This window comes from Desulfitobacterium sp., from assembly GCF_982384815.1.
In genome coordinates this window covers 1-10,918 of sequence record NZ_CEVWNY010000106.1, presented here as the reverse complement: position 1 = coordinate 10,918, position 10,918 = coordinate 1, and the positions used below count along the sequence as shown (strand labels likewise).

At 43.1% G+C, this 10,918-nt stretch carries 11 protein-coding genes; 3 read left to right on the top strand and 8 right to left on the bottom strand.

The annotated features are described in order from the left end of the window. On the bottom strand, positions 1-990 hold a 990-nt coding region (locus AC1U9U_RS13340), incomplete at its 3' end, for a DUF6765 family protein (RefSeq protein ID WP_479961042.1). 86 nt (positions 991-1,076) lie between these two features. Here AC1U9U_RS13340 and AC1U9U_RS13335 point away from each other — a divergent pair. Beyond that, positions 1,077-1,967, top strand: coding sequence for a DUF4474 domain-containing protein (locus AC1U9U_RS13335; protein ID WP_479961041.1), 891 nt, complete (start codon positions 1,077-1,079; stop codon positions 1,965-1,967). On the opposite strand, the gene AC1U9U_RS13330 is transcribed toward AC1U9U_RS13335, so the two are convergent. The 3 genes from AC1U9U_RS13330 to AC1U9U_RS13320 all read right to left on the bottom strand — a co-directional run bounded on the left by AC1U9U_RS13330 (position 1,954) and on the right by AC1U9U_RS13320 (position 5,934). Next, complete coding sequence (locus tag AC1U9U_RS13330) at positions 1,954-3,765, bottom strand: ABC transporter ATP-binding protein (protein WP_479961040.1); 1,812 nt, start codon at positions 3,763-3,765, stop codon at positions 1,954-1,956. The genes AC1U9U_RS13335 and AC1U9U_RS13330 overlap by 14 nt on opposite strands. Further along, the gene (locus tag AC1U9U_RS13325; protein WP_479961039.1) at positions 3,762-5,543 is read right to left on the bottom strand and encodes an ABC transporter transmembrane domain-containing protein; all 1,782 of its coding nucleotides are present in this window, start codon (positions 5,541-5,543) and stop codon (positions 3,762-3,764) included. The genes AC1U9U_RS13330 and AC1U9U_RS13325 overlap by 4 nt, the downstream gene beginning before the upstream one ends. A 253-nt stretch (positions 5,544-5,796) precedes the next feature. After that, on the bottom strand, positions 5,797-5,934 hold the full coding sequence (locus tag AC1U9U_RS13320) for a hypothetical protein (protein WP_479961038.1): 138 nt from the start codon (positions 5,932-5,934) through the stop codon (positions 5,797-5,799). 201 nt (positions 5,935-6,135) lie between these two features. Here AC1U9U_RS13320 and AC1U9U_RS13315 point away from each other — a divergent pair, with 201 nt between their 5' ends. Further along, a complete protein-coding gene (locus AC1U9U_RS13315; protein ID WP_479961037.1) occupies positions 6,136-6,438 on the top strand; it encodes a carboxymuconolactone decarboxylase family protein in 303 nt (100 codons plus the stop codon). Positions 6,439-6,441: 3 nt separating this feature from the next. Then, the gene (locus AC1U9U_RS13310; protein WP_479961036.1) at positions 6,442-6,723 is read left to right on the top strand and encodes a DUF1294 domain-containing protein; all 282 of its coding nucleotides are present in this window, start codon (positions 6,442-6,444) and stop codon (positions 6,721-6,723) included. Positions 6,724-6,781: 58 nt separating this feature from the next. Here the strand turns inward: AC1U9U_RS13310 and AC1U9U_RS13305 are convergent, their stop codons facing one another. The 4 genes from AC1U9U_RS13305 to AC1U9U_RS13290 form a co-directional block, all read right to left on the bottom strand. After that, positions 6,782-7,945, bottom strand: a complete 1,164-nt coding sequence (locus AC1U9U_RS13305) for an FUSC family protein (protein WP_479961035.1) — start codon at positions 7,943-7,945, stop codon at positions 6,782-6,784. 68 nt (positions 7,946-8,013) lie between these two features. Beyond that, positions 8,014-9,201, bottom strand: a complete 1,188-nt coding sequence (locus AC1U9U_RS13300) for a M24 family metallopeptidase (RefSeq protein ID WP_479961034.1) — start codon at positions 9,199-9,201, stop codon at positions 8,014-8,016. A 110-nt stretch (positions 9,202-9,311) separates the two neighbouring features. Beyond that, entirely contained in the window at positions 9,312-10,094 is a 783-nt protein-coding gene (locus AC1U9U_RS13295; RefSeq protein WP_479961033.1) for an enoyl-CoA hydratase-related protein, read from the bottom strand. Between the two features lie 12 nt (positions 10,095-10,106). Continuing rightward, a partial coding sequence (locus AC1U9U_RS13290; protein WP_479961032.1) for an acetyl-CoA C-acyltransferase occupies positions 10,107-10,918 on the bottom strand: 812 nt, incomplete at its 5' end.

The window sequence follows — 10,918 nt, the reverse complement described above, 5'->3', positions numbered from 1 at the left end:
CACACGGCGATTATTGAATTTCTTATAGTTATAGTTAACAAAAGCCTGTTTCAACCAGGTGTCATCTTCATAGGTCCATAGTTCCTTGTCTTCTTTATCAAATAAGCCTAAGTTGACAATAACCTTTTGCCAATTGTTAATCCTGGCTTGATCATGTCCTTTGTATAAAAGCGCTTCAAATAATAAGTCAAAATCCTTAAACTTTAGATTACGATCCCCATGATGTGGATATAAGCTTAAATAATGATTAAGATGATCGGTGATTCTTATGAAGGCCCTTTTGTACCTCTCACGATTATCCACCACTACTCGCTCATACGACCCTTTGAAGTCATCACTATGATCATATTCGTAGGACCAAACCAAATATGGTAAATCGGGAAAATCTATAGCTTGAGCGTGGCCATAAGCCGGCGTAATCTTATCAAAATACTTTTCGAACCTTTCCTCTCCGAAATTGAGCAAAATATCCTGGATAAGATCAATGAACCTTAAGGAGAGGTCAATCTCAACCTTACAATTGTTAATAGCATTTACCTTGCTCAACATTCCACTAAAACCCTGATGGGCAAAAGTATCGGCATAGGTATGCAAAACCATGCCGAATTTTACTAAGTCATCTTCTTGGAAAACTTCATGGAGTATGTCTAGAATTACCGGAGACTCTTCTTTACAACGTAGTTTCTTGGTAAAGTGCTTCCCCGCGCACCCTGGCACAAAGTGGAAGGCTGAAGTGTTATTTACCATTGCTTCATAATTAAATGTATTGATACGGAAATAGGAATGACAAGTGGCAATATTAAAAAAGGCCGGGGCATTCTCTACCCTATCAAATACCTCACAAAAGGCAATATTATGAAGGAACACTAAGTTGATTTTAGCATCGTCTACAAACTGAGAAGCATAAGCAATGGTATTTGCACTTTTCTTCTTGAATCCACAAGCCCGGCAAAAAGCAAGGACAGCATAGAAATGGGCATCTCTTTTCAATTCATCCCCCTCCAACACGATTAATTGAGCATTTTATGCACCATTTTATGCATTAACTCATTAATATGTACTGGAGGGGGATTTGCATGTCGGATTTAATTGCCTTACCCAAGGGTACGGGGGATGTGGAATTAGATAAAGCCTTAGAGATTGCCGGTTATGCCTATGATGAGAATCAGGATATCTTTGTATCCACTATGGACCCTTGGCAGAGAAGTATCGGTTATTGTCGACTCTATGACGAGGCCGCCGCCCCCATGGGAATGATTATTGACTGTGAACCGATTTACTTTGAATATAATAACAAAAGATGGATGATCGGTATTTGGAAGGGTCAATATGACATGGTGACCGGCGGCGAAATCGGAATTTATTCCAATGGAGCAGAAGTAAACCTGCCAAGAGTTTTTAAAGGTCTCTACTATCAAGCGGCAAGCAACGAAGATTGCCTTCAGATGTCTTTTACCCTAAAAAAAGGTGAACGGGATCTATTTACCCGCAAAGATCGTCACTGGTGGTTGACAGGATTTGTTTTAGGTGAGTTCTCAGAACCTTCAGAATTGACTATGGAGATAAAGATCACTCTGGCAAATGTGAAAATGCGGGATGCTTTTCTCGAAGGTATGAGAAAAACCGGGTATTCCACAAAGGATTATCAAATTCAAGGTAATACAATTTCATTTACCTTTGATCAGCCCCGTACTGTTCAGCCCTTTACCCGGACACCCAAAACCGATTGGATCATTCAACGCAAGAATGAGCTCCTGTGCGAAAGCTATCGGGAAATCACAGGACCTTACTTGACCTTTCCCGAAAAAATTCAAGTTGTCAAAGAAGAGCTTCCTGAAATGTACCGACTCATTATGAATATGGGTAAGAGCAAACAAGTATTTGAAATCATCATCATGCTTACTTTATTAGGTGCCGCCATCATTACCCGATATTCATCTAAGCATATCGAGACTACGGAAGAGTAATTGCTCCTTGTTGAAGGAGAAACATTTTGTAATATAGCCCTTCTTGGGCAAGCAGTTCATTGTGAGTGCCTCGTTCCACTATTTGCCCCTGGTGAAGGACTAGGATAAGATCCGCGTCTTGGATAGTGGAAAGTCTATGGGCAATGGCAATGGTACTACGGCCCTGACGCATTTTGTTTAAGGCAATCTGGATAGCCTCTTCTGTTTCCGTATCAACGCTAGCCGTAGCTTCATCAAGAATGAGGATTTTAGGTTTTCCAATCATCGTACGCGCGAAACAGATTAATTGCCGTTGGCCACTGGAGAGGGTGGAACCTCTTTCACTGACCGGTTCATGATAGCCATTGCCAAGCTTTTGAATAAATTTATCGGCTTCCACAAATTCAGCGGCTGCTTTAACGTCTGTTTCCGTGAAGTCGGGACGGTTTAAATGGATATTCAGGGCAAGGTCACCAACAAAAAGAAAAGGATCCTGGGCTACAAGTCCGATCTGGGAGCGCAAATCAGCTTGGGAGTAAGCCTCTAGGGGAAGGTCGTCAATAAGAATTTCCCCGTGTTCGATAGGATAGAAACGCATCAGTAAGTTGGAAATCGTACTCTTACCACTTCCGGTATGGCCAACTAAGGCTACCGTCTCCCCGGGGCGAACCTTAAAGGAGATATTTTTCAGAACTTCCGTAACCCCATCATAGGAAAAACTAACATTGCGAAATTCAATTTCGCCCTGCTTGATGACTTGAGCAGGGTTTTCCATCTCCCCTTGACCGGATTTAATGGTGGATGCAATACGTTCATCATCTAAGACTTCAAAAACTCTTTCGGCTGCAATTATGGCCTGCTGTAATTGTGACAAGCGCATCAAAATCATATTCACCGGCTCAATAAAACGGTCCAAATAATTGATAAAAGCGTAAAGAACACCTATTTCTACCGGACCAACTAAGGACTCTAAGCCAAAAAAACCTAAGACCAGGATTAATGCTAGGGTATAGAGCAAGTCAACTGCCGGTCGCATTAGGGTGCCCTCTAACCTGATATTAGCTAAAGCGGCTTGATAATAGTTTTCATTAATACCGGCAAATTTTTTTTGAAACCTCTTTTCCTGTCTTAGGACCTGAATAATATTCATACCTTGGATGGATTCATTCAGCATAGCATTAAGGCGTCCGAGCTCAGAGCGTGAAATCCGGTATATCTTGGTACTGATTTTCCGATAAGTTTGCATCAAAATCACGATTACAGGCAAAAGCACCAAGCAGAATGTTGCCAGGCGTACATCTAAGCTAAACATGGCGATAAAGATACCGATCAAAAAGACAAAGTTCTGTACATAAGTGGATAAGACCCCCACATAAAGCTCTTTTATAGCTTCGGTATCGTTAGTAATCCTTGAAACTAAGGCTCCCGTTGGGGTCCGATCAAAGACCTTCATGGCTAAATACTGAACTTTGCTGAAGATATCAACCCGGATCTGTTGAATAATGAGCAAGGCAATCTTATTAAAGCGTACCAATTGGTGATATTGGAGAAAAGAAGCCAGAACAACCAAGAGGAGATACCCTCCTCCCAGCAGAATGAAAGCATCTGAATCAAAGATGCGCGGAGTTATATAATCGTCAAGGAAAATCTTGATCAGTACCGGTCCCGCCACATCGGCAGCTGTTGCCAATATCAGAATAATAAAAGCAAAAATCAAAGCCTTGGTATGAGGCGCCAAATATTTCAGAAGCCTAAGAATCGTTCTTCCTTGACCAGTCAAACCGGCTTTAAGGTTTTCTTCCGAGGTAAAAGTGCTCATGAAAGTCCGCCCCCTTCCTCGATCAGACTTTCCAACTGTTGAGCCTGATAAGTTTGTGCATACCAGCCCTTCAGTTTCATCAATTCGGCATGGGTGCCACGTTCCCGAACTTTTCCATCTTCAAGTACAAGGATTAAATTCGCATGTTCAATCGCACTGAGGCGATGGGAGGATATTAGAGTAGTTTTTTGTTGTCGATTGCTCTTTAGTTCCTCGAGTATCTGTTTTTCCGTCTTAGCATCAACTGCAGATAAGGAATCGTCAAGAATCAAGACCTCCGGGTCAAGAAGCAAAGCTCTGGCGATGGATAACCGTTGCTTTTGTCCACCTGACAAAGTTACACCTCTGTCCCCTACCAGAGTTTGGTATTTATCTTCAAACCGTTCAATATCTTCATGGATGCAAGCTATTTGGGCAGCTCTCGCTATTTCCGCAGGACTTGCCTCAGGTTTGCCTAAAGAGATATTTTCGGCAATGGTGGTAGAAAAAAGAAAATGGTCCTGGGGCACATAGCCAATAAGAGAACGTAAAGAATCTAAGGATATGTCGTAGATGGAGGAACCGCCGACACGAATATCGCCTTTCACTCCGTCAAATTCACGAAGCAATATCCGCAAAAGTGTGGTTTTGCCACTGCCGGTTTTCCCTACCAGACCGAGGGTCTGACCTTTTTCGAGGGTAAAATAGATCTGCTTTAGTTCCGGACAGGATTGTCCCGGGTAGGTAAATTCCTCCACAGCAAATACGAGATCTCCTCCAAGGATTACTTTGGTCTTAGTAGAATCATCCACTCCCTCCCCCAATTTAAGATCTCTGACTTCCGATTCTACTTCAAGCAGGGCTCTTACCCGATCATAAGAAGCTCTCCCACGCTCCATAATATTAAATAACCAACCAAAAGCGAGCATCGGCCAAATGAATTGGCCTAAATATAAGGTAAACTGGGTCAACTGTCCCAGGGTTAATTGGAATTTAACTACCTCCCAGGCTCCAAAGGACACTGCCAAAAAAAACGAAACGCCGACAATTAACATAATTGTTGGGTCATAAAGTGAATCAACAACTGCTACAGCCTGGTTTTTCTTTACCACACCATCAGAAAGTTTACGAAAGGCAGCGATCTCCTGGTTTTCCTGACCAAAAGCCTTAACTACACGAACTCCTGAAATATTCTCCTGAACTTTATCGTTAAGGTCCCCAAAAGCCTCCTGAGCCTTGAAAAAACGATCATGAAGCAAGGTCCCGTAATAACTGGAGACCCATGCCATAATCGGCATTGGCAATAAAGTAATCAGAGTCAATTTCCAACTTATAAAGATGGCCATGGAAAAAACGACAAAACCACCTGTAACTAATGAATCTACAAGGGTTAATACCCCCATGCCTGCAGTTATTTCAATAGCTTGAATATCATTTGTGGCGTGAGCCATAAGATCTCCGGTTCGATACTTATGATAAAAGCTTGGCGACAGGCGAGAAAAATGTTTGAATAGATCGTTGCGCAAGAGCCTGCTTAACCTCGCTGCGGCCCCAAAAATCAGAATCCGCCAAACATAGCGTAGTATATAGGCAAGAATCCCCAATCCCAGTAGGGTCAATAGCCAAAGCCGGATGCTATCTTTTGTTAAACTATGGTTGCTTACTCCATCAACAATTTTACCCACTATATAGGGCGGAATGAGATTAAGTAATGCAACGACAACGAGAACAATAATTCCCGTGAGATAGCTTGATCTTTCCTTTTTAAAGAACCAAAGCAGATCATAAAAAAGGCGCATAAATTCACCCCAGTTAAATAACCTTAAGTTTTATGAGATACACGAAAACATAATAGCATATTTTTCAAAATAATATCTAGACAATTTGATCAAACAAATAAAAACACCTGCCGTCCATAAGCAGGTGTTTTCCCATTGCACGCATGCACTTAAATAAGTGCGCCTCAATGTCAGCTCGTGTATTAGTGTACTGAATAGTTAACGCTTTGTCAAGAAGCTCTTAACGCCCCGTTATCCTTAAAACCCTTAAAACCTAAACACGCTCTTTGGAATGCCCTTTACCTATTTTGTCATTATCATGAGCATCAAAGGGGGGAATTGGATCACCGGGATTCAGATCTTTTTTACGGATAACCTGTACGGTATTTTTCTTTTCTTTCGGCTTTGACATAATACTCCTCCTCGTATTATTAATTTCTTATCAATATTGACCCTTATTGATTCTTTTTAGATATCTACAGTCCTTATAATTCCCGAACCCGGCAAAATTATTTTTAGCTGAGCACATATTTCATTTTGCTTTATTAGGAATTAAGATATACATTAAGAGTAAGAAGTATCATTTATTTTAAAAAGAACTGGAGGTTTTATGATGGCTTTACCACCCTTTTTAAGTGCCTTGGAAAATTATGACCCTACTTTTGCCCAAGCAATGGAACGGATTGTTGATCTCTCCCTCAAAGAAAGCTCCCTCGATGAAAAAACCAGGACTTTAATCGCTCTTGCTCTTGATGCCGCCTTTGGAGCTACTCAAGGTGTAGCCAGCCTGGCCGATCAAGCTCGCAAAATGGGTATCTCAGATCAAGAAATTGCCGATACATTGCGTTTAGTCTACTTCACATCGGGGAATTCGGTTCTTCATTCATCATTTGCTGCTTTCCCTAAAAAGGAATAAACTTTGAGTTACTTATCTAGTTTCGGGCTAATCGGCTTTTACATCTTAATTAACGCTACTACCTTTCTCCTGATTGCCCGGGATAAATACTTAGCTCGTAACCATCGCTGGAGAGTTCCGGAGAAATGGTTTTTCACCCTTGGGTTATTAGGCGGCGCATTGGGGTGTTGGCTGGGAATGCAGATTTTCCGACATAAGACTAAACACAAAAGCTTTACCATAGGAATTCCCCTTCTCTTGGTTTTAAACCTAGGGCTGGTTTATCTATTTTTCCTAGCAAAATAATCAAGAAATGAAAATGGGCCGTGCAAAAGACAGAATAGTCATCTTGCACGGCCCATTTTTACAGTTTCTCGGTTTCTTTTGGCTCTGCTTCCGGCGCAGGGATCGACTCCTTCTTAAGGCTTAGTTCATAGCCCTTTTTCATGCGCTTAGATGCCCATCGCATTTCCGTGGCCACCACGGCCACCTCCATGGTAGCCCGCAGAAAAAATATCCCGCTAAAATTTCTTTGCCATAAATCCATTCTTTTATCGAATTCTTGCCAATACTCTTCGTCAAGTGTGCGCAAAGGTGTAGAGGGTGGGTAAGTAAAGCTCAGATAAAGGTGGTCGCGAAGATCCGCCAGAGTGTCTTTCCCTTCAATAACATAAGCCAATAAGCTTCGGAACTCCTCACTCAGCTCTAGACCCATCTTCGGAGGGGAGTCAGGTCGTTGACGACGTTTAACCCTTTGGCGAGTCATTTCTTCGATATTTTCTCCTCGTTCAATAAAGCCTCGGCATAACTCTAAAAGCCGTTCCATAAGCTGCATCTTATCCTTGGAGTTAAACTCTTCCCTGGTCCTTTCATAGAGATCGGTGACGCGATCCAGCCTCTTTTCCAATTCCGCCGGTTTAGGTTTTTCATATTCATTTAAATAGGTAGAGTTTACATAGTGTTCAATGCTTTCAAGGAAAAAAACTGAGGAATCGTAAACAAGAGAATATAAATCTTTCTTAAAAGTTCGCTTATAGCGAGGTGGTGCAAGTACACTATTAATGGTTAATGCCACGGCCAAACCAATAAAAATACACAAAGAACGGGATATAGCATGCTCCAAAAATTGATTTGGCGGGGCATCAAGGACAAAAATAATTGAAACAATCCCCATAGTTACACCTTGCCAACCAATTCGATTGGAAATAGCTATCATAATTATTACCGCCAGGCCGATAATATAGGGATTCGTGCCTACTGTTAAGCCAATCAGAATAGCCATAGCCACGGCAAAAATATTAATTGTGACCTGTTCCCAAGCATTCGACAGAGCCTTGCTTACTGATGGCTGCATATTAATTACTACTGTAATGGCTGCGAAACTGGCAGGTTCAATAGCAAATAGTTGACAGATCAAAAAAGCAATCGTAACTCCCAAGCCTGTCTTGAGGATTCTCGGACCAAACCAATTCTTAAATTTAAAATGCAGAAAAACCCCTCCCCTTTGGCAGAAGGTAATAAGCAACATATTCCAACTTAAGTTGAGTATAGCCCGAAGTATAATCTCTTGACAAGTCTTAGCCCTGATTTAGCCAATCATAGAATGCGAACAATCTCTCGCGGTGCGGAGGATAGATAACGGGCACCTTCTTTTCCTTCGATAACCAGAGTATCCTCAATTCCGATAGCTCCTTCGCCGGGAAAAATAAACTTTGGTTCAATCGATACAATCATTCCAGGCATCAGAACCTCTCGAGCACCTTTGCTAATGGTAGGTAACTCATCCAGCTCCAGTCCGATCCCGTGCCCGATAAAGCGCACACGGTTTTCCTGAAAGCCCATAAAATGATTTCCATAAGGAGTTTCTTTTTCCACCCAGTTCAGAATTTCCTCATAGACTTCTCCGGCCCTTCTTCCGGGAATCAAAGCCCGCCGAGTCATTTCTTCAATTTCCAGGGTTATTTTATAGGCTTCTTCCATTTTACCAGACAGTTTCCCCATTACCAGCATTCTTGTGGTATCAATCTGGTAGCCGTTTTTAGCAACCGCTAAATCCATCATAATTGCCTCCCCTTCCCTAATAGGTGTGCGGGAAGGCCCAAACGGATGGGCAAAGGATGCCCCTAGACCGGCCACCGGCCCATCAAAATAACTGGGAATAGCCCCCTGAGGTCCAGCTACCACTCCACCAAAATGAAATTCAAAGCCAAAGGCACGGGTACGCAGCATAGTTTCATGACCAAGCATTCTGGCCTTAGCTTCCAGGAGACCTTCCAGCTCAACCTCTGTCATCCCGGGACGGAGGATAGTTGGAACATATTCCAGTAACGCGGTATAAATTTTTCCACTCTCTTCAATTTGGGAGATCTCCCACGCGGATTTCACTGAGCGAAGTAGACGGAGGGGGTAAGAGATGTCCACAAACTCCGAGTTAGCAAATATTTTTTGATAACGTTGATAATTGGCAACCGGCAAAACATCCAATTCAAACCCCATAACCTTAGGATAAGGATGTCCCTGCTCTGCGATCAAATCCGGAAGCTTGGATAAGCCTGTTAGAGGAATTACTTTCCAGGGCGACTCAGCTTGGGCACGGGCGACACTACGGTATGCTAATACTACAGGTAATCCTTCTTTAGGAATATAAAGGTGGAGATTTTGCGCCGTACCGGTAAAATATAAAGTATCAGCTCTTTGTACCAAAAGAACTCCATCGATCTCCCTTTCAGCTAAGATGTCTTGAAAACCCTTCACCCTGCGTTCACATTCAGATTTTGGGAACATATTTACAACCTCCACTAAAGCATATAACCCAGGCATGCCCTGGGTTATATCCTACATTATATTATTAATTCCTAGTTTATTAAATATACTCTCGATCCTAATTCTCTACCTTAACGTCCCTGAAATTCTATTGAAGTCTTCTCTAAAAAGGCTTGGCAACCATTCTTCCGATCCTCTGTACTGAAAATTTGGGCAAATGCTTCAGCCTCATAGGCCTGCCCGCTGATTAGATCCATGTTCTCACCTTTGTAGATGGCACTTTTCGTCAACTGAATGGCGATCGGTGCCTTGCTTGCGATTTTGCGGGCCATTGCGAGGGCATGCTCCAAAAGTTCTTCCAAAGGATATACATGATTAACTAAGCCGATGCGATATGCTTCTTGAGCATTGAGCATGTCTGTCGTGAAAAGGATTTCGCTGGCCAGGCCACTCCCCACTAGCCGAGGAAGTCGCTGTGTCCCCCCAAACCCTGCCAGTAACCCTAAGTTAACCTCCGGTTGTCCAAATTTAGCGTTTTCACCGGCCAGGCGAATATCGCAAGCCATAGCTAATTCTAAACCTCCCCCCAGAGCGAAGCCATTAATGGCGGCAATGACCGGTTGGGGAAGACTCTCAATGCGATTCATTAACTGATGGCCCAGTTGGCTGAAATATCTCGCTTCCATGGTACTCTTATTGTTCATTTCGGCAATATCAGCACCGGCTACAAAAGCTTTTTCCCCACTCCCGGTTAATATTACGGCCCTGATCGAGGAATTATTAGCTAACTCATTAAAAGCAGCGATAAGCTCCTGCATGGTTGCTGAATTAAGAGCATTTAAAGCCTTAGGGCGGTTGACCGTAATTATTGCTATCTGACCTTGAGATTCTAAAAGTATGTTCTCATAAGGCATAATTATTTTTCCCTACCTTTCCACTATCATGCAGATTCCTTGGCCGCCACCGATACATAAAGTGGCAAGCCCCCGCCGTCCGTCGCGTCTTTTTAATTCGTGCAAAAGACTTACAAGTATACGGGTACCGGAGGCTCCGATCGGATGCCCGATAGCGATAGCTCCGCCATTGACATTGGTTTTAGCGGGATCAAGACCAAGCTCCTGCGTGACAATAGCCGCCTGAGAGGCAAAGGCCTCATTCGCCTCGACTAGATCAATATCTTCGATTGTTAGACCGGCTTTTTCCAGAGCCTTGCGCGAAGCCGGAATTGGTCCGGTACCCATTATCAACGGATCTACCCCTGCCGAAGCCCAAGAGGTGATTTTGGCGAGTACGGGAAGATTGAGTTTGTTCGCTACTTCTTGAGTCATAACGACCACTGCGGCAGCCCCGTCGTTAATACCCGAGGCGTTTCCGGCTGTGACCGTCCCTTCTTTTTTAAATGCCGGACGCAGCTTTGCCAACCCCTCTTCCGTTGCACCAAAACGAGGGAACTCATCCTGGCTAAAAATAATCGGTTCTCCCTTCTTTTGGGGAATTTCTACAGGAACGATTTCGTCGCTGAATACTCCGGCTTTAATGGCAGCTTCGGCCCGGTTTTGACTACGCAAGGCCAGAGCATCCTGGTCTTGGCGGGTTATATCAAATTGTTCGGCAATGTTTTCCGCAGTTAAACCCATGTGAATATTGTGAAAGGCATCTGTTAGGCCATCAATAATCATGGTATCCACTAAGCTGTCATTACCCATTCGATATCCTTTCCGGGCTTTGGTAAGAGCAT

Excerpts from the sequence above, each read along its gene's own strand:
- AC1U9U_RS13335 (WP_479961041.1), top strand. The coding sequence starts at position 1,077 with ATGTCGGATTTAATTGCCTTACCCAAGGGTACGGGGGATGTGGAATTA.
- AC1U9U_RS13330 (WP_479961040.1), bottom strand. The coding sequence starts at position 3,765 with ATGAGCACTTTTACCTCGGAAGAAAACCTTAAAGCCGGTTTGACTGGT.
- AC1U9U_RS13325 (WP_479961039.1), bottom strand. The coding sequence starts at position 5,543 with ATGCGCCTTTTTTATGATCTGCTTTGGTTCTTTAAAAAGGAAAGATCA.
- AC1U9U_RS13320 (WP_479961038.1), bottom strand. The coding sequence starts at position 5,934 with ATGTCAAAGCCGAAAGAAAAGAAAAATACCGTACAGGTTATCCGTAAA.
- AC1U9U_RS13315 (WP_479961037.1), top strand. The coding sequence starts at position 6,136 with ATGGCTTTACCACCCTTTTTAAGTGCCTTGGAAAATTATGACCCTACT.
- AC1U9U_RS13305 (WP_479961035.1), bottom strand. The coding sequence starts at position 7,945 with ATGTTGCTTATTACCTTCTGCCAAAGGGGAGGGGTTTTTCTGCATTTT.
- AC1U9U_RS13300 (WP_479961034.1), bottom strand. The coding sequence starts at position 9,201 with ATGTTCCCAAAATCTGAATGTGAACGCAGGGTGAAGGGTTTTCAAGAC.
- AC1U9U_RS13295 (WP_479961033.1), bottom strand. The coding sequence starts at position 10,094 with ATGCCTTATGAGAACATACTTTTAGAATCTCAAGGTCAGATAGCAATA.